Below are 19,582 nucleotides of genomic sequence, written 5' to 3' on the forward strand. Positions count from 1 at the left end.
ATTCTTTCTGCCCGTGACCCGTTCTGCATGCGCGCTTCCGCTGTGCTGACACAAGAGTTCAAGAACGCCTGGATTTACTACCAGCCCGAGGAACGTTCCGCTTCTCCTTATTTTGGTACGGTGGCCAAGGCTGACATTTGCATTGAAATTGGTCCCCAGCATCACGGCACCATCAATCCGTTTATTTTTGAAGAATCCGAGCGCCTTGTAAAACGCTACCTGGAACTTGCGGAAGAATGGAATCGTGGCGAACTCCAAAAGCGCCCGCCCATTCCGGTAGAGGTGTATACCCAGCATCGCGACCTGGGTTATCCTAAACCTCAGGGCGGTGGCCCTATCCAAGCCATGATCCATCAAAATGTTTTTGGCCGAGACTATAGTGAACTGAAGGACGGAGACCCGATTTTCCGCACCTTTGACGGTAAGGACATCTTGTTCAAGCGTGAACCTGGTGACCCCGAAGTTGTTTATCCGATTTTTATTAACGAGCCCGCTTATTACGAAAAGGACATCGCAATGAGCTTGACCGTGAAGACTGTTGAGGAATGGTAGGTGTCATTGCGAGGACCGCTGGGACGAAGCAAACGAAGTGGTGTTAAATCGACGGATTGAAAAGAAGAATTTGAAGGATGAGTATGATGGATAATGAAGAATTGAAAGAAATTTCTGGCGAAGAACGTCTCTCCAACTTTTTGGAACTTGTCCAGAAGCAGAAGGGTGAACAGTGGGATTCCCGCTTGTTCGATATTCTTGATGCCTTTGAAGATTTCTTGACGGTCCGCCCGGAACCTCCCAAGGAATGGCTGGATACCTATGCCGAAAAGGGCAAGGAATTCGACTACTACCAGATTGTTCTGCCTCAGGACTTCCAGGACCCGTATGAAGACGACTTGGGCAACATCCGCCGCCTTCGCAATGAATTTGAACGCACTCCCAGCACCATGGCTTTGGAACATGAATTGGTGAGCCGTAACTACTTTGTTTTTGAAAACGGCCACGCCGATGCCATTCCCGCTCCTCGCCCCATGCTCATGCTTGAAAGCAAGGACCGTGATGACGATGAAGAGGAACAGGAAGGCGACATCACTTGGGATTGCTGCATTTCCATTTTCCCGGATGGCAGCTACATCGCCTACAACTTGAATCACGATGATGAAGAAGTTCTGGGCGAAGATTTTAAGGCTGAGTTCGACAAGCATATTGAAGTGCTTTCAAAACTGCAGTTGGTGATTCCTGTGGAAGGACGCGACTACGGGTTCTTGAATAGTAACGCTTAAAGAGCGCTGGGGAAGGTTAGGATGGTTAGAAAACTTTGGACATTGATTCTTGCAATGGGGCTGCTAGCCGGCAGTGCCTTTGCTGCATTTATTCAAAATCCGATTCCTCCCTCTACTCAAGGCAATTCCCTTTTGGATGAAGACGGTGATGGTCGCCTGGATAAGGTGTCCATTAAGTTCCTTGGCTCCATCAACCAGGATTATCTAGACCAATTTGTTGACTCGTTATCTTTTGATTGGATTGATTCCTATGGATTTTTAACTCATGTGGTGGCTCCGCATGAATTCTTTAAGCTGGATCCGAATTCTTCTCGCAGTTTGATTGTAGACCTTTCCAAACTGCAGCGTAGCTGGCTTCAGTTTACGGCTCTTTCTTCGGAATCCTATTCGAAGGAAAACCTTGGAAATTTCAAGCTTCATATGACGGACGGAACGGCCTATAATGTAGCTGTCCAGGACAAGATGCTTCCGGTTATCAAGGATGCCGTACTGCGTGGCTACCGAGGCATGCGTGCCGACACCCTGTCTTTGAGTTTCTCTGAAAAATCCTACGCAGCACCTAATTGCGAAACTTTCTTGGAGTACAAATCTGAGGATGATTTTGGCGGTCGCTTGTTGCCTTTGACTTACGCGTTGTGGTCTGACGATGGAAACAAGGTTCTTGTAATTTTTGATGAATTTGTGAATCAGGAAAAACGCCTTGGCCCTCGAGACTCCATTCGTCTGCTGAACAAATGCTTTGGTGACTACGCGAAGAATGTCGTGGACGAAGAATCAAAATATGTGGTTGTCGCGGGACATTATCCTCTGGAAGTCCAGACGTCGGCCATGGCTGTCGATAATCATAATTTTGATAAAAACACCCCCGTTTTCCAGTTGGCTTTTAGAAACAGAAATGCTAATGTCCCCTCTGAATCGGAATGGGGCTTTTCCATGGATGTGATGGACGAAGGCTTCTTGAGTGCTGTTAGAAGCGCTGCAGGTTTGTCTAGCAAGGCTGCGCTGGACTTGTCAAAAATTCAGATCCGCTATAGCCTTCGAATTTACGCAAAGACAGGAGAATTTGTTGCTGAAACTTCTGTTGACGTGAAGGGGGATGATCCCCGTTTTGACAGCAAGGGCAATAAACTGTTCTTGAAGTGGAATTTTATGGATGCTAACCATCGCCGAATTGGCACGGGTGTCTACATTTCTGATTTTGTAGTCCATGTAACTTATGGTGACATGCTTGTGTATCGCAATGACCGCGGTGAGACAACAAGTCTTTTTGGTGTAAAGCGTCGCTAGACTAACGGAATGCGACTCAAGTAAAAAATGGAATTATTTGAACGAGAAATATACAAGCGCTACATGACTCTGATCGAGGCTGCTGGTTGTGCGCAAGAACCGGGCTTCGCTAAGGTGCCGTGTTTCGCGAAGAGCCCGCGCTCTACGAAGGAACCGCGCGCAGTTCGCCTTGCGGAAATTATGGACGATTACGATGCGTTCTGCTTTGACGGCTATGGCACTTTGTATAACCGCGGGGCCTTTGTCTATCCAGGATCTCGCGAGATGTTCGATGCCCTCCGTAAGGCGGGCAAGCAGTTGCGCCTGGTGACCAACGCCGCTTCCGATGTTGTGGATGTGCTGGCAGCAGACGCTGCAAAACGGGGCTTCAATTTTTCCGCTTCTGAAACTATTTCCTCGGGAAGCCTGTTGGGCGACTTGGCGGCGAATCTGCGCGCGGGTATTTGTTTCGGTAATCCGTCTCAGAAAGTTGCTCCCCGCACTTTGAAAGAAGTTTTCTACATCGGTCGCGAAACGGGCCTGCACGTCTTGAATGCAAACGGAATCGATGCTGTGGAAAATCCGATGGAACCTATTGTGGCAATTTCTTCTGCAAAGGATACTCCGGAAACTTACGCCCATGCGGTTGAAATTCTGCGTCGCCCTGGAGCTGTTTTGCTGGTGCTGAATTCTGACGCCTGGGCTCCTAAAACGGATGGAACCCGCGAGCCTGTTTCTGGCGCGTTATGCGAACGCTTGCGTCGTGATTCTGTATGCGACGCCAACGATGGAATGGGCTGCGAAACTTATTACTTGGGAAAGCCTTTCCCAGAAATTTGGACTGCGGTCCGCAAGACATTGCCTGCTTCGCTTTTTGATGGCAAGGAACCCCGAGTGCTGATGATTGGAGACACCTTGGGCACCGATATCTACGGCGGTAAAATTGCTGGCTTTGACAGTGCGCTGTTGATTGGCCGAAATGAACCTGCAGCGGAATTGAAAGGCGACCAGGAATATTTGGGAATAGTTCCTGATTTCTACATCTTGTAAAAATGGTTTTGAAAAAATCCCGGCTCCAGCGAGTCGGGATTCTTTAATTCGTTTTGACTTTTTTATTTCGTCAGCTGGATCAGCTTGGTGGCGCTCAATGAGCCTGCCTTTGCCTTGACGATGTAGGCGCCTGCGGGAAGGCTGCTCAAGTCAAAGAGAGCGGTGTGGCTGCCTGCGCTCTGACGTTCGTTGAACTTGCGAACGGTCTTGCCTTGGACTGATACCAACTGGATTTCTGCAGTGGCGGCCTGAGACAAGCTGTAGTTCACTTCCAGTACAGAACCTTGTCTTACCACATTCAAGCTCTTGCTAAATGCGGGAGTTTGGGGGATTGCTTCTGTAGAATCTGTAATGGATGTGTCTTTTGCCGAGGTGTCAGCTGTTGCCGGAGAACGTTCCTTGGACAGAAGCATAAGAACTGCCTGGAGCTTGGCGTTGCCATGGAGGTCTACGTATGTTTTATATATGTCGGAGTATAGGGAGTCTATACTAGAAGTGAAGCCGCCCATAAGGTCTCCTACAAGGGGACGGTACTTGTAATCGGGATAGAATTCAACGGGAGGATCCATAAACTCGTATTTGTTGTAGCCTTCGGGATTTGAGGTTGGGTGTTTAACATGGGATTCGTTCTTGTCGCCAACGCCAACGACCATGGACATGTCCCAGCGATTCATTCCCAGCAGGTAGTTCATTCTGCTGATAACATTCTGCTTGGCTTCCTTGTAGTTCCAGGTTACATTGTAGTTATGGGGGAGAAGAATTTCGTTTTTGGTAAGATCCTTGGCAATATCTGCAAACATGAGTAGAGTTAATTGTGCGCCAATTTCATAATAATTGGCTACACCTTCAAAGTACTTGTCCCACAGACTAAAGGTAAGTCCGTTGGCGTTGATGGATTTTTCTACACCATTAATGGTTGCCAATGAGATTTTGTGTGTATCTGTGTTTTCGCCTAAGTTTTGAACATTGTCTTTCAGAAGAATGAATATGACTTTTTCAATGTAGTCCAAACGGGTGTATTTATCAATGCCGAAGGATTCGCTGGTCTTTTCGTCTGCGAGAATCAGCTTGTAGAATGCGTACAGCGAGAAAATATGGGTGTAAGCGTAATCGCTTACCCAGCCACCGGGCCCAAATCCAGAACTGTTTCCGAACCATCCTCCTTCGAAGTTGCTTTCGGGGTCGTATTCAGCGTACTTGGCATTGTTGTTTATCTTTGAATTGTGAACTAGATCGTCCAGGTAGTCGAAATCCTTGTCCTTTCCGTCTGTGGCGTACAGGAGGGCTACGGCGGCCATGGCTAACTTGTCGTCAACGTCTTTGCCCGACGGATAACCAAGTTCGTCTGCACTCCAGCCTCCGGCCATGGTGTTGTTAACGAAGGGCTTGCCTCCGTCGTAACTGTTTTCTTTGAGTCTTAAGGCTCGGGCGAAATCGTATAATTTTTTAGCGACCATCAAGCAGCTGTCTGCAAATGGCTTGTCGTATTTGGCGTAGTCCTTGCCAAGGAGGGCCAGGCCTGCAGCAATGTTGCTGGAAACATTGGATCCAAGATGGCCTAAATGGGCTTCGCGTTTTACTGTGCGGGTGTCCTCGCCGTCTGCTCGATTCCAGGAATTGTGATCTTCGGTGATGTTTCCCACGCTTACGGCCATGTCGTCAATAACGCCCTTGGCCTGTACGTAGGAGCGAAGGAAGAAATCTGCACCATGCTTTGCTTCGCGAAGTGCGTCGGGAATTTTATCCGTTGTTTCCGTTTCGTTATGGTTATAGGCGTAATGGTCATCGTCATGTTCGGGATTGGTGGCCGCCATGGTAGACAAGACCATAAAGGTGTAGGACATGGTAATGCCGTTTTTCACATGGTCGCCCGCATCGTACCAACCGCCCTGCAAGGCTCCATCTCCGTCATTCATGTGGCTGGGACCGTGAAACCAGGATTCGGAATCACCGCTGCGCTGGGCTCCAAAGAACTTTAGGCCTGCATCGCGGACCATAGAGTAAACTTCGTCGCTAATAATGAATGTGGAGGAGTATTCCTGGCCTACTTTAATGCGAAGCCTCTTGTTGGTGGGGAGCCCAGCCATGTCGGCAAGCTTACCAACGCAAACTGTTTTCTCTTCTCCGGAAACACTTGCGGTGTATCTGGTTTTCGAGGCTATTTCGTAGGCTTTAACGGTTCTTTTGAAACCAGCTTTATTTTCTGTTGCGGTAAAGGTTCCGCCTTCGGCAACTGTTTTTCCGTCGGTATCGACAACGGAATAGGTTTCGCTGCATTCGCCGGATTCAGACATATAATGGAACATCTGTTCCTGGTCGTCGGGCAGGTAGCCTGCCTGATTGACGTGGATGTTGCCGACGCTCAAGTTAAGCGCGTCAATGTAAGCCTGGTCGAGAGTATCGGAAATGATTCCGTTGGCCTCGAATTCCTTGGGAGAGGCGCCTACGGCAGGAAGGGGGTTCCTAATGGTTTCGTCAGTGCCTTTTTCGAACTTGCTAAAGCCTAAAACGGTGCCGCCTTCAATGGCGTCTGTGGTAGACCAGGTCATGGGGTACACGGGACGGATCAAGTCGTAGTGAGTCTGGTCTGCGGCAAGAGCGGAGGAGGCTGCTGTTGCCAAAAGGCTGGTCAGGAGAATTTTTTTCATAAAGAACCCGATTGTTTTATTGAGTGTAAAGATACTTATTTTTTGCTTACAATCAAAGGGGCGTTGTTTGTAATGAGGCCGTTGCAAACCCTCGACCAGGGTTCTCAACCCGTTCTTCAATCCATAAAGTAAAAAGACCAGGCTTAGCCTGGTCCTTTTACTTTAGAGCGGGAAAAGGGTTTCGAACCCTCGACATCGACCTTGGGAAGGTCGCGCTCTACCAACTGAGCTACTCCCGCAAGCGGTTGTTTTACCGTCTGAACGTAATTTAGAAAAAAAGCGGTCTTTGTAAAGGGAACGGCTTTTTCTATCATTGAATTATGCTTAAGATGAATCGTGTTTTGTTTGTCCTTACTGCAGTTCTCCTGCTTTCTGTTTCAGCACGCTCTGATGATCGCTCCTTTTGGCGAAAGTTCGTTGATTTCTTTAGCCCCGCTCCGGCAGTAACTTGTGAGGGCTCTGTGTGCGATGAACTTCGCAACCTAGATTCCAAAATAGGCAAGGTGGAAGGCCGTTATTCTAGGGAACGTCGCCCTGTTCACAAGGAACGCTTGAAAAAGGAATTGGATAGCTTGCAGGTTGTTCGCGATTCCTTGTGGACGATTGTCGAGGCAAAACAAGGTACCGCCAATACGACAGTTCCGGTCGATACTGCAAAAACTGGGGACAAGGCTAGTTCAAAATCCGCTGAAATTGCTTCAGTAGAAACTGCTCCTGTAAAATCTGAAGTTTGCGCACACGACACAGTCTTTGTACACGACACTGTTGTGGTTCATGATACCCTTTATGTGATGCTTGCAAATAAGCCGGAGCCTGTTGCTCCCGTAGCTCCTGAATCCTCAGCCGCGTTTTCAGCAGAGTCCGCAGCTTCTGCCAAATAGATTATGCAGTACGCAAACGTTGTTCCTGGCAAATTCATCGGCCGCCCCAACCGCTTTATCGCCCATGTGGAAATCGATGGAGTGGATACTGTTGTTCATGTGAAAAATACGGGGCGCTGCAAGGAACTGTTGGTGCCTGGTTGCAAAGTTTATTTGGAAAAGTCTTCCAATGAAGCTCGCAAGACTCCTTACGACTTAATCGCCGTGGAGAAAGTTGTGCTGGCGCAGACCATACTCATCAATATGGATAGCCAGGCTCCCAACAAGGTGGCCGGTGAATGGATCCGCGCCCACCAGGAACGCTTTCCTGAAATCACTTTTCTAAAACCTGAATATACCTTTGGAAATTCCCGCTTTGATTTCTACGTGGAGTACAAGGGCACGGGGCGTACCAAGGCGGAAAAGGCTAAACTTCACAAGATGTTCATTGAGGTGAAGGGCTGCACGCTGGAATTCGATGGCCACGCGAAGTTTCCGGATGCGCCTACGGAACGAGGCGTTAAGCATTTGACGGAACTTGCAGAAATCTTGCGGGAAGGCGTTGCTGCAGAAGATGGCACGCCCTACGAATGTGGCATCCTGTTCTTGATTCAGATGAAAGGCTGCCACAAGTTCTCTCCTAACGTGGCGACTCATCCGGAGTTCGGCGCAGCTCTCCGCACGGCCCAGGAAGCAGGCGTTGAAATCTTCGTTTACGACTGCAATGTAACTCCCGATACCCTCACCGCCGACGCTCCTGTTGCCTTAGAATTATAAAACCAGAGGAATCGAGCGATATTTCCTTATGCAGAATTCTTGCATTAGAGTCTAGGGGGATAAGTAAGGGGATGCCTCCCCTTACGACAGGATATTTGTGAAACAAATTCCTGTAGGGGAGCTCGAGGGGGACTTGGTCCTCCCTCGAATTATTTATTTCGGAAATTCTCGATTAGGCAGCAACTGATACTTACGTCAGTCTCATAAGGCGGAATATCTTTGCGTTCCACCCACAGCGCCTCGGAAAGTTCTTCTTCCTGCATGTGGATTGTATCGTCGCCGTCTAGTTCAGCGGTAAAGCCTGCGATAAGAGAATCGCTAAAGGGCCAAGGCTGGCTTCCGAAATATTTCACGTTCTTGATCTTTACGCCGGCTTCTTCGAGAACTTCGCGATGTGCAGCCTGCTCCAGAGATTCACCGATTTCCACAAAGCCGGAAATCAAAAAGCGGCGAGGATTCGGATTGTCCTTGTTGTGGGCCATCAAAAGCTTGTCGCCATTGCGTACAGCAACAATGACCACGGGAGAAATTCTCGGATACATCACGTTGTTGCACTTGGGACAAATGATGCTGCGTTCTTTATCGCCGCGAATGGTTACGTTTCCGCATCGGCCGCAGAACTTGTGCAGAGATTCCCAATGTGCCAGGTGTGCCGCTGTTGCGCCGCCCAAACGTTGGGTAATGTCTTCCATGTTGCGGAAAGTTCTGTTGCCCATGTATTCAAAGCCGGCCGCATTTCCTATGTGTTCGTCAATGCTATCGTCCAGGAAATATGCTGTGCCGTCGATATTGAAAAGATAATGGCCTTCGAATTCAGTCAGACTTTTCTTGCCGTTTTCTCCGCTGTCAGTGAAAAAATCCCGGACTCTTGGAACTTCGTAGTTGTCGCCGTTTTTTTTCAGCAGAGTCTTGCTGCCGTTATAGCGGATAAAAAAATCACCCAGCTTGGGATCTTGAATACCAAACTGGTTGTTCATTTGATGGGGTTTAATTTCGTGAATCATTCGATGCCGCTTACGATTTGGTTTTTGCCTCGGGCCTTGGCCAAATATAGTAATACGTCTACACGTTCAAGCATTTTACCGTGAGTGTCAAAGTTGGGGTCGGCGCAGTCTACAAGGCCCCCGCTAATGGTGACTCTCAAATCGGGATGCTCATCGAAAACGATTTCGGAAATGGAAGTCCTAATATAGTTAGCCATGGCGATTGCAGATTCCATGCTTTCAGCCTTGATCACCTGAATGAACTCTTCGCCACCATATCTGACGGTAAGTTCGTTGCGGTCGTGCCTGCGTAATCCTTTTGCTGTTTCAGCGACGTTCTTTAGAACGGTGTCGCCAAAGACGTGGCTCAAGTTGTCGTTGATTTTCTTGAAGTTGTCGATGTCGAACATGAGCAGATAATAACCCTTTCGGGCAGGCCAAATATCGTTGTTCAGGAAGTCGATGAAACGCCTACGATTTACCAATTTGGTCAGTGGATCGTGGCTGGACATATAGTTGAGTTCCTGGATGAGCTTGTCCTTTGCCTTATGCTCGCGGTTGTAGGCGAAAAGCAAATAGGAGATGATGGTCATGATGGTAAAGCTCATGAACAAGTAAGAAACAAGCCTGTCGTAAAAAGATGAAGTGGCTGTCATGGATGCCACAAGTTCCGGGTGGCTGTTGGCGTAGCTGAAGCAAACCGCGTACGTGACAATTCCATGGAAAAACAGGATGGCCCTAAGCTTAAATCGTTTTGTAAGAGAGACCACGAGCATGGCGGTTAGGCAGTAGAAGGGCATGCCGCTTTCAAATCCACCGCAGAGAAAGAACATGGGTGGAACCAATATGGTGTTGACGCTGATGACCATGGCGAAGTAGCATGCTTCCAGCTTGCCGGTCTTTTTTGCGATTATGCCAAGAGCTACTAAAAAGAATGTGATAAAGATGCTGGCAATCTCAACAACATTGCCAAGGTTTTCAAAAACAGTGAATATCGCCGATGCGATGGCTGCGAGAATGGTGAAGTAAAGAACTCCCCAAAAAAGTGCTGCATCGAACGTCGGTCCGTGATCCGCAATTTTTTTTAGTTTCTGAGCAATCATCGAAAAAAAGATACATCTAGTTTGACGATTATGGGGAAAAACGAGAAATAAAAAAAGAGACGCGGCCAATTGTGTTAGCCGCGTCACGTTTTGATTATCCAGAAAGGACTATTCCAGGTAAGTGTAGCCGTACAAGCCGGAACGATAGATGTTCAGGAATTCCTTGCCTTCCTTCACTGTAATCTTTCCGTCCTTCACGGAGCGGGTCACCCAGTTTTCCATGTTGCGGACAAGAGCCTTGTCGCTGAAGTTCACGTAGTCGAGAACGTCTTCCACGGATTCGCCGTCAATCACCTTGTCGATTTCGTAGCCGCCCTTGTCGTTGCAAACCACATGGACTGCGTTGGTGTCGCCGAAGAGGTTGTGAAGGTCGCCGAGGATTTCCTGGTAGGCTCCTACGAGGTAGACGGCGATGTAGTACGGTTCATCCTTCTTCAACTTATGAAGCGGAAGGGTGTGGCTTACGTCGCCACCGCGGATGAACAATGCAATCTTACCGTCGGAGTCGCAAGTGACGTCCTGGATGGTGGTTTCTACAGTGGGTTCTTCGTCCAAGCGCTGGATGGGCATCACCGGGAAAATCTGGTCGATAGCCCAGCTATCCGGCAGACTCTGGAACAAACTGAAGTTGCCGAAGTACTTCTGTGCAAGAAGACGGGGCAGTTCTTCCAGTTCATAAGGCGGATGGCGCAGCGTGCTTGCAATCTGGTTCACTTCGCGGGCGATGCTCCAGAACAGGCGTTCGCTCATAGCGCGGGTGGGCAGGTCATAGTCGCCCACCTTGAAACCGCTGAGAACGTCGTCGTTCAGCTGCATGGCGTCGTGCCAGCTTTCCAGCAAGTTTTTCGGGGAAAGTCCCTTGTAGATGCTGTAGAGATCCTTCAGTGCTGCAGGAGCGTCGTCGCCGATTTCGTGTTCTTCTTCATCGAAGAATGCCTGGCCTGCAGTTTCAAGAATGTTGAACACCAGGACGGAGTGGTGTGCAGAAAGGGCGCGGCCGGATTCTGCGATGATGTTCGGGTGCGGAACCTTGGCTTCTTCGCAAGCTTCGTAGATGCCGTATACCACGTCGTTTGCGTATTCCTGGATGGAGTAGTTCACGGAACTTGCGTTGGTGCTGCGAGTGCCGTCGTAGTCCACTCCGAGACCGCCGCCTACGTCCACGAATTCCAGGGCCATGCCCATCTTACGAATCTGGATGTAGAACTGGGAAATTTCGCGAAGGCCGTTCTTGATATTACGAATGTGGGTGATCTGGCTGCCCAGATGGAAGTGGATCAGCTTGAGGCAGTCTTCCATCTTTTCTTCCTTGATGTAGTCAAGGGCTTCCAGAAGTTCGGAGCTGTTGAGACCGAACTTGCTGTGGTAACCACCGGATTCTTCCCACTTGCCGCTACCGGAGCTTGCAAGCTTAATGCGGATACCGATGTTGGGGCGAACGCCAATGCGGTTAGCAAGTTCCACGACCAAGTGGAGCTCGTTCATCTTTTCCACGACCACGAAAATCTTCTTGCCCATCTTCTGGGAGAGAAGTGCGAGTTCGATAAAGTCTTCGTCCTTATAGCCGTTACAGATAATCAGTGCGTCCGGATTATCCATGTTGGCAAGCACTGCATGAAGTTCCGGCTTGGAACCTGCTTCCAGACCGATGTTGAATTTCTTACCGTGACCCACCACTTCTTCGAGGACGGCGCGCTGCTGGTTCACCTTGATGGGGAAGATGCTGTAGTAGCTTCCCTTGAAACCATATTCTTCGCGAGCCTTGTTGAAGCATTCGTTAATCTTTTCGATGCGGCTGTCCAGAATATCCGGAAAACGCAACAGCATCGGGGTGGAAACGTCGCGGAGGGACATTTCCTGCACCAATTCGTAAAGGTCGATTTCGCAACCGCCATCCTTCAGCGGGGAAACGGTGGCGTGGCCTTTTTCGTTGATGTCAAAATAGTTGACGCCCCAACCCTTAACGTTGTAAAGGTCGCGGGAGTCGTCGATACGCCATTTCTTCATGATCAAAATCCTTTGGATTTTGAGGCTCGAGGATCCAGGCTCCAGGTTCGAGTATATAGTTAGGCGGCGAAGCCGCGATTATCTACCTCAAAGGTCGCTTAGGCGACCGGGCCTCGTACCTCGTACCTCGTACCTAATCAACGAGAACCGGGTTGAAGTCTTCCTGCCAGGGCAGGCCGTACTTGTTCAATGCGTCCATGTACGGATCCGGATCAAATTCTTCAACGGTATGGACACCCGGGGTGGTCCACTTGCCGGTGAGCATCATCAGAGCGCCGCACATAGCGGGAACGCCGGTGGTGTAGGCGATAGCCTGGCTACCCAATTCCTTGTAGCATTCCTGGTGGTCGCAAACGTTGAACAGGTAGTAAGTCTTGGGCTTGCCGTCCTTGGTCCCCTTGAAGATACAGCCGATGTTGGTCTTGCCCACAGTGCGGGGACCGAGGCTTGCCGGATCCGGCAACAGAGCCTTCAGGAACTGGATAGGAACGATTTCCTGACCGTTGAACATGATGGGATCGGTGCGGAGCATGCCCACGTCTTCCAGGCAGCGCATGTGGTCCAGGTAGCTCTGGCCGAAGGTCATGAAGAAGCGGATGCGCTTCACGCCCGGAATGTTCTTGGCGAGGGATTCAATTTCTTCGTGGTGCAGGAGGTACATGTCCTTCTGGCCCACTTCCTTAAAGTTGTATTCGCGCTTGATGCTCATGGCCGGGATTTCTACCCAGTGGCCCTTGCCGTTAGCGTCGGTATCCCAGTAGCTGCCCGGTGCGGAAACTTCGCGGAGGTTGATTTCCGGGTTGAAGTTGGTGGCGAACTTGTAGCCATGATCGCCACCGTTGCAGTCCAGGATGTCAATTTCTTCGATGGTGTCGAACTGGTGCTTGAGAGCGTAGGCGCAGTATGCCTGGGTAACACCCGGGTCGAAGCCGGAACCCAAGAGAGCGGTGAGGCCCTTTTCTTCAAACTTCTTGGCGTATGCCCACTGCCAGCTGTAATCGAAGTATGCGCTAAAGCCTGCTTCCTTGCAACGCTTGTCGTAAACCTTGCGCCATTCCGGATCGTCGATGTTTTCCGGTTCGTAGTTGGCGGTATCCATGTAGTTCACGCCGCATTCAAGGCATGCGTCCATGATGGCAAGATCCTGGTAGGGAAGTGCGATGTTCATCACCAGATCAGGCTTGTATTCCTTGATCAGTTTCACCACGTTCTCAGCCTTGTCGGCGTCGACAGCTGCGGTGGTGATCACCGTCTTGGAGTTCGGACGAATCTGTTCGGCCAGCTTTTCGCAGTTTTCGCGATGGCGGCTTGCAATGCAGATTTCAGAGAAAACTTCGCTGACGGTGCAGCACTTCTTGATAGCGACGGTGGCAACGGCGCCACAACCGATAATCAGAGCTCTTGCCATTTTTTTGTCTTTCCTTTTTGAAAAAATGAACGTGCAGGGGCGGCGACCCCTGAAGAAAAAGTAAGTGGGGTAAAATATAGAAAGCGGGGGAGGAGTCTTTAGAAATGAGAGTAAAGATGAGGCAAAAAATGGGGTGTTTTGCAAGGTGAAAACAAATTATGTATATTTTGGATACCGCTCACCCTTGAGTGAAGTGCGTTGCCGGGTAACAGTCTGTTTAATTGTAACCCCACAGTTTATTATATGAACATCCTGAAATAAGGAAATAAACTATGGCGAATGCATTTTCCAGAGAGAATAGTGTGAGTTGTAGTAAGATGATGTACCCTTTCTTGACACTAGACGATGACTCTGAAATCGTCCATTCCGAAATGCTAAAGGATGGTCGCGTCAAAGTGTACATTGAAAAGCCTGATGAGAAGGATTGCTTCCATCATGCAACTTGTTACCTGCCCCAATACACATGGGAAGATATATCCGGTTTTTCAGATAGCGAAATAGATCGATACAAAAAAGTCATCGAATCTACAGCTCATCTGATAATGGAATTTTCTCAAAAGGGCGGGTTTGACAATGCCAAAAATATTTAGAATCGGCTCGTATTGGGTTTACTTTTGGTCTAACGAAAACTTGCCACTTGAACCAATACATGTCCATGTATCGGAAGGTGTTCCCGCTCCAAATGCGACTAAGGTTTGGATTAATATTTGAACGAAATACGGAAAGTTTGAGAATTTTCCGTATTTTGTTGAAATCGTGAACTGAAAGAAGTTATATTTAAGGCATGCCTAACAAGATGAATATATCCGATTTACAGCTAGTCTATTCAAGTGGTGAACTCCAAAAGCAAGGCCATTCATATTATCAGATAGTGAAAATGGTGGAGTGTGGGGCGCTCATGCGCCTCAGTAAATCGTATTACGAAAACGCAAACTTTTCTGGTGACATGAATGACTTTTACTATGTCCGAGCCTATGCGACTCAGGGCGTGGTTTGCCTTATGAGTGCAGCCGTTTATTACAATTTAACAACCTTCCGCCCCGATGCCATCGATGTTGCTATTCCGCCCAAGGCAAAACTTTCTACACAACCCGAAAACTTAAAGATCAACCTTCGTTACTTTTCTGGCGAACGTCATTCTCTTGGTGTCAAAACAATCCGCCAAAATAAAAACACCTTCAAAATTTACGATATCGAAAAAACTGTCGTTGACATTGTCTCGAACCGAAACAAAGTCGGAATCGAAGAAACCAAGGAAATCCTGGTCAATTACCTCGCAAGGCAAGAAAAAAATCTTAACAATCTCTATCGCTATGCCGAAAAACTTTCATGCCTGAAAATTCTGAAAACATATCTAGAGGTACTAGTGTGAATGTACAGACTCGTTTGCAACAGATGCGGAACGCGTAAAAAGATGGAATGCGTTTGTGAAAAAGAAAAACGCTTTGATGCAGGTGACTTTTGACAAGGTTGTTGCGCAAATTAAGGAGAATTTCAAACCTATTGTAGAAAGATTACGGTAATTAGAATAAAATCGCTGAAACATCCCGAAGGTTCTGCGCGAATCTTCGGGGATTTTTTTACCATTCTTTTATCGTATCCAAGAATTCATCCTTAGTGTAGGCATGTTCTACACGGCGGTCCTTATACACGAGGCAGTAGCGGAAGTTGTTACCAGCTTTGCTTGCCCACAAGTTCCCGAGTTTGATTTTCTTTTCGGCATCAAGATGGTCGCCCTTGGTTTCTAGCAAAATGACTTTGCCATTTTTTGTTTTGATGATGAAGTCTGGATAATGGTTGATGAAACCGTTGATGCAGAAATCCTTCTTTTCGCGATTGCGAGTCCAGAATTCCACGTTTTCCATATTGGCGACGGCGTTAATAACCCCTTCTTCAAAGATGTTGACTTTTTCTTCTGCTTCGTGAAGTGTTTTTGGAAGTGACTTGCCAGCAGAAGAAAGTATCAACTTTTCTGAAATTTCGTAAGTTGGCTTCAATTCGATTTTGTCTTGATCTAAAGCTTTTTCAAATTCTCGTTCTATATACTTAGCTGAAAGTTCACTAATCTTTGATTTGATTTTTTCAGCATACAAAGCTTGAGAATTCAACATGTTGTTTAAATCGGCTTCGGATAAATTTTGCAACACGCGATTGATGTATTCTATGATATCAGGGTCGGGAATGGGGTACATGTTTCCGATCCAACCGCGGAGACTTTGTGCACAAAGTTCTCGTTTCTTATCCAGATTCTTGACATTGGTTAACCACTGGATAATCTCGTTTTGTCGCTGCTTATCCACATTAAAAATGGTTGGCGTAAAATCTTTCTGGGTTTCATCCAAGTCAACGCGGCGGATATCCGATTCTACGCTTTGAAAATCTATGTTGGTGTCCTCATTTTTAAGAGGAAACTTTTTCAGAAGCATGTCTTTTTCGAAAGGCTCTGAGTTCAGATTGAACAAGTCGTTTTGCAGGGCGTGCTTGTAATAGAACTGCGGCAGTTTTAGCGAGGCCACTGTTTCCTTAAAGATTTCCTTGACATCGTATGTTTTCACTTGCTTACTGACCTCACTAGGTGCGAGTGGCGATTTGGCATTTGCCTCAACCTGTTTTTCCAATTTCTGATTTTCGGCGATAGCTTGCTTTGCAATTTCTGCGATTACAGAGTTTTCTTCTGCGGATGCTGTTGGATTTGTTGAATCGACCTTAGAAACATCTACTTCTGTAGAACCTGGATTGTATATCGCTTTCGCGGAGTCTGACAAATGATCGGGAACTGGCTTCCAGAAAATTTTTGAAACATCAAAATCGTCAGGCTTATTAACGTCGGCAAACAGCGGCGGTTCAGTCGCTCCAGTATTTTCCGCAGTAGCCTCACCTGCATTTCCAGAATTTTCCGGTTCCTCAATTTCAACTTGGCGATAATCCTTGCTGCTAAATCCTGCACGGTTCAAGCCCTTCACGATGCTATCCAGAGTTTCGCTGAATTTTGCAGAGGCGGTAAACACATAGCTCATGTTAAGCATTGCATTTTCATTTTTGCAAACATTGGGCAGTCGCAAAACCCTGCCCAAAATCTGTTCCACGTCCACGCTGGAACTGCGATCCGCAAGACTTGCAAGAATATAAGCGAATGGACAGTCCCAGCCTTCTTTCAACGCATTTACCGTAATGATATAGCGTACAGGACAATCGGCGGACATCAGGTCCACATTCAGCAATTCATTCTTGTCGGCAGTCTTTATCTTGATCTGTTCTTCTGGAATTTTCAATTCCAAAAGCATGGACTTTACTTTTTCAAAAGTGGCGTTGTCATTTTTCGTTTTAGGTTCCGCCTGAAAAAGTACGATGGGGCGGATGTAGGGCGCTCCATTTTTTCGAGCGGCTTCCGCAGACATTTCCAAGCGATAACGGAGTTCTAAAGCGGAACTTACCACATCCTCTTTTTTGCGATGATTGTAGACAATCACCGGCAACTTTACCATGTTCTCTTTCTTGAGTTCCAAAGCAGAAGTAAAACTGATGATGTTGCTGTTCTTGCGAGGTGTTGCAGTCAAATCCAGAATAAAACTGGGATTCAAATTTTTCAGCATTTCCACACTGAGTTCGCTTTCTGCATTGTGGCTTTCGTCAACAATTACAACAGGATTTAGCGAACGCAGAACGGACATTACCGAGATTTCTTCTTCATCTACGCGGTTGGCAAATGACTGTAGATTGCCATTTTCTTCGTTGACTTTTCGATCTTCTGCTTTTCTTGCGCGGAGACTATCGAAACTTAGAATGCAAAGCGAAAGATTTTCATGAACGGAGGTGCAGTTGAATCCCGCGCCCTGCAATAACATTTTCTTGTCGAAGACTTCAACCCTATTCGCAAAATCTGTGTTCAGCTGTTCTCGGTATGAGTGCTTTGGATTGCCGAAATTGCGAAGGGTTTGTTCCAGAATCGAATTGGACGGTACAAGCCATACTACTATTTTGGGACGAGTGCTGTCGAAAGCCTTGAAAATAGTGTTTAGGGCATTGGCTGCGATAAAAGTTTTTCCTCCAGCGGTAGGAACCTTTATGCAGACATGAGGTACGCCAGGAACATTGTTCTTGTATGGTTCTACAGCTTCGCCAAGCATTGGCGTAATTGCTGTGCGAGGATGCGTCTGCCAAAATTCGTTGAACGCAACAGCCGTATTCCCTTTTTCTTTTAAAATTTCGAGATAGAATGCAAGGTCATCTATGATCTGTTTTTGATAGGGCTTTAAAAGCATTAGAATCTCCTTACATCACGGGGAATCTTTTTAAATACAATGTTGTTCTTGAAAAGAAAATCTTTGGGCAATACGCAGTTGTCTGCGTAAATGACATAGCGTTCTGCCTTTTGGCTGATGGTTCCAAGGAATTCGAAATCAAGAGTTGTAATTTCTGACTTTTTGTAGAAAAGGTAGTAGGCGGCGTTGTCGTGATTGCCCAAGAAGAATTCGTTTCTGTTCTTTGAAACTTCAGAGGAATCGATGACGGAATTGGTTTCTGTATAGTAGATGTAATTGCGAATGTTTTCTAAAGGCTGTTCTTCGTTTAGTGAACCGTCCAGCAACATTTCGGGACCGAGCTCGTAATAGTTGAAATCACCTCCGGTTCCCTCCACAGCGTTCTTGCCTTCACCATAACCGTTGATGACGCGACGGACTCTTTCTGCAGTGATGTTGTTCGCATAGTCTTCCATTTCTACAAGGATGAACTTGCGGTTTCCGCCATCCTGCTTGTTGAGGTTGAGGACTGCGTGGGCAGTGGTGCCGGAACCTGCGAAAGAGTCAAGGATGATGGAGTTGGGGCCGGAAATTATTTTCAATAAATATTCAATTAAATTCAATGGTTTTGGATAATCAAATTTTTTTGCAGAAAAAACACTCATTAAATCCGCTGTTCCTCTCGCAGAACTAGCTCCGTCAATATCTAGAAGTAAATTTTGATATGGTAGTGTTCTCTGGATTGGACTATCGTTATTATCTACGCTTTGATATTGCTTGAAATAAACAGACCATTGCGAACCATTTTGCTTAAATACGATAAAATCGTTTTTTACGCCCCACTCGAATTTTGCTTTTGACCATCTCCAATTCCAATGTTCTTGTTTTTCACTTGAGTTTCCTGGATATAACGAATTTCCATCTGGAGTTCCTATAGAATAGTTTAGAGCATCAGAATAATGAGACCCCGTCATTCTTCTGTCAAGTTTATTTAATGTATAACGGCCTCGCCTTTCTACATAATTGTCTTCCAAATTGTATTTAGTGTCGTCGCATGTGTTTCTTGTGTTAGCAACAAAAAATCTACGGTCTTTGGAGTATAGAAGAATGTATTCAGAAACTGTTTTTATATCTTTTCCTGTGTTTGAACCAGGCGTAGATTGCCAAATAAAATTTGCAACAAAATTCCCTGCCCCGAAAATTTCATCGCATATTAGTTTCAAGTTCGCCTGTTCGTTATCGTCGATACTGATAAAAATTGCGCCATCTTCCCGAAGTAGTTTATGCAACAACTTTAAACGCGGGTACATCATGCAGAGCCACTTGTCGTGTCGGGTTAAATCCTCGGCCTCTTTCCCTACAACCTGACCCAGCCACTTGCGAATTTTGGGACTGTTTACATTGTCGTTATATACCCAGTTCTCGTTGCCCGTGTTGTAGGGCGGATCGATATAGATGCATTTCACCTTGCCTTCGTATTCCGGCATCAAGGCTTTGAGGGCCTCAAGGTTGTCGCCATGAATGATCTTGTTTTCAGAAGCGCCTTTTTCGCAGTTGAAGGAATCCTTCAGTTCCAGGGTCTTGTATGGAACATCCAGGTGATGATTCAGAACAGCATCTTTTCCGAGCCAGTGTAAAGAGGGCAAGGGAACCTCGGGGCAAAAGTTAAACCTGGGCTTTGCTCCGAAACCGAAAGACTTTGAAACCGTTTTTCTGTTGATACAAAAAAGGTGTGGAATCGCAAGTCTTCCGTAATCAAGGTTCTGGTAAACCCGTGCGCGAAAAGACAAAACGACCCACACCCGATTGGGTGTGAGCGTCCGTCCATAATTCCCGCGCAATAAAAATTTACCAGATTTTGATTACGAGATTAAGGACAAATACCCTAAAATCAAACGCCCGGCATTTCTGCCAAGCTATGTCAAGGAGAATATAAATAAAAACAAGAATACGCCCCAACCT

The 19,582-nt window shown here is 47.1% G+C and carries 15 protein-coding genes and 1 tRNA gene; 8 read left to right on the forward strand and 8 right to left on the reverse strand.

The window, feature by feature from the left end:
• The 4 genes from MJZ25_02770 to MJZ25_02785 all read left to right on the forward strand — a co-directional run.
• On the forward strand, positions 1–552 hold a 552-nt coding region (locus tag MJZ25_02770; GenBank protein MCQ2123085.1), incomplete at its 5' end, for a succinylglutamate desuccinylase/aspartoacylase family protein.
• Between the two features lie 83 nt (positions 553–635).
• The gene (locus tag MJZ25_02775; protein MCQ2123086.1) at positions 636–1,277 is read left to right on the forward strand and encodes a hypothetical protein; all 642 of its coding nucleotides are present in this window, start codon (positions 636–638) and stop codon (positions 1,275–1,277) included.
• A gap of 21 nt (positions 1,278–1,298) precedes the next feature.
• On the forward strand, positions 1,299–2,564 hold the full coding sequence (locus MJZ25_02780; GenBank protein ID MCQ2123087.1) for a hypothetical protein: 1,266 nt from the start codon (positions 1,299–1,301) through the stop codon (positions 2,562–2,564).
• A gap of 27 nt (positions 2,565–2,591) precedes the next feature.
• On the forward strand, positions 2,592–3,593 hold the full coding sequence (locus tag MJZ25_02785) for an HAD family hydrolase (protein ID MCQ2123088.1): 1,002 nt from the start codon (positions 2,592–2,594) through the stop codon (positions 3,591–3,593).
• A gap of 62 nt (positions 3,594–3,655) precedes the next feature.
• Here the strand turns inward: MJZ25_02785 and MJZ25_02790 are convergent, their stop codons facing one another.
• On the reverse strand, positions 3,656–6,241 hold the full coding sequence (locus MJZ25_02790; GenBank protein MCQ2123089.1) for a glycoside hydrolase family 9 protein: 2,586 nt from the start codon (positions 6,239–6,241) through the stop codon (positions 3,656–3,658).
• Positions 6,242–6,407: 166 nt separating this feature from the next.
• Positions 6,408–6,480: transfer RNA gene (locus MJZ25_02795), tRNA-Gly, on the reverse strand.
• 81 nt (positions 6,481–6,561) lie between these two features.
• Here MJZ25_02795 and MJZ25_02800 point away from each other — a divergent pair.
• Positions 6,562–7,122 carry a hypothetical protein gene (locus MJZ25_02800; protein ID MCQ2123090.1) on the forward strand — a complete coding sequence of 187 codons (561 nt, stop codon included), beginning with the start codon at positions 6,562–6,564 and terminating at the stop codon, positions 7,120–7,122.
• A gap of 3 nt (positions 7,123–7,125) precedes the next feature.
• Positions 7,126–7,878, forward strand: coding sequence for a DNA/RNA nuclease SfsA (gene sfsA / locus MJZ25_02805; protein ID MCQ2123091.1), 753 nt, complete (start codon positions 7,126–7,128; stop codon positions 7,876–7,878).
• 149 nt (positions 7,879–8,027) lie between these two features.
• Here sfsA and nudC read toward each other — a convergent pair whose 3' ends face one another.
• From nudC to MJZ25_02825, 4 genes are all read right to left on the reverse strand, one after another.
• On the reverse strand, positions 8,028–8,855 hold the full coding sequence (gene nudC / locus MJZ25_02810; protein ID MCQ2123092.1) for an NAD(+) diphosphatase: 828 nt from the start codon (positions 8,853–8,855) through the stop codon (positions 8,028–8,030).
• Positions 8,856–8,878: 23 nt separating this feature from the next.
• Positions 8,879–9,964 (reverse strand): GGDEF domain-containing protein, encoded by a 1,086-nt coding sequence (locus MJZ25_02815; protein MCQ2123093.1) that lies wholly within the window; start codon positions 9,962–9,964, stop codon positions 8,879–8,881.
• A 108-nt stretch (positions 9,965–10,072) separates the two neighbouring features.
• Complete coding sequence (gene speA / locus MJZ25_02820) at positions 10,073–11,971, reverse strand: biosynthetic arginine decarboxylase (protein ID MCQ2123094.1); 1,899 nt, start codon at positions 11,969–11,971, stop codon at positions 10,073–10,075.
• Between the two features lie 133 nt (positions 11,972–12,104).
• Positions 12,105–13,379 carry a saccharopine dehydrogenase family protein gene (locus MJZ25_02825; protein MCQ2123095.1) on the reverse strand — a complete coding sequence of 425 codons (1,275 nt, stop codon included), beginning with the start codon at positions 13,377–13,379 and terminating at the stop codon, positions 12,105–12,107.
• Positions 13,380–13,651: 272 nt separating this feature from the next.
• On the opposite strand from MJZ25_02825, the gene MJZ25_02830 reads away from it, so the two are divergent.
• A complete protein-coding gene (locus MJZ25_02830) occupies positions 13,652–13,969 on the forward strand; it encodes a hypothetical protein (GenBank protein MCQ2123096.1) in 318 nt (105 codons plus the stop codon).
• Positions 13,970–14,163: 194 nt separating this feature from the next.
• Positions 14,164–14,751, forward strand: coding sequence for a hypothetical protein (locus tag MJZ25_02835; protein ID MCQ2123097.1), 588 nt, complete (start codon positions 14,164–14,166; stop codon positions 14,749–14,751).
• A gap of 208 nt (positions 14,752–14,959) precedes the next feature.
• On the opposite strand, the gene MJZ25_02840 is transcribed toward MJZ25_02835, so the two are convergent.
• Positions 14,960–17,641, reverse strand: coding sequence for a DEAD/DEAH box helicase family protein (locus MJZ25_02840; protein MCQ2123098.1), 2,682 nt, complete (start codon positions 17,639–17,641; stop codon positions 14,960–14,962).
• Positions 17,641–19,107: a site-specific DNA-methyltransferase gene (locus MJZ25_02845; protein ID MCQ2123099.1), complete on the reverse strand. Its 1,467-nt coding sequence runs from the start codon at positions 19,105–19,107 to the stop codon at positions 17,641–17,643. Before MJZ25_02845 ends, MJZ25_02840 begins: the two co-directional genes overlap by 1 nt.
• Positions 19,108–19,582 lie beyond the last annotated feature (475 nt).

Origin of the sequence: Fibrobacter sp., from assembly GCA_024399065.1 — a bacterium.
Lineage (GTDB): Bacteria > Fibrobacterota > Fibrobacteria > Fibrobacterales > Fibrobacteraceae > Fibrobacter.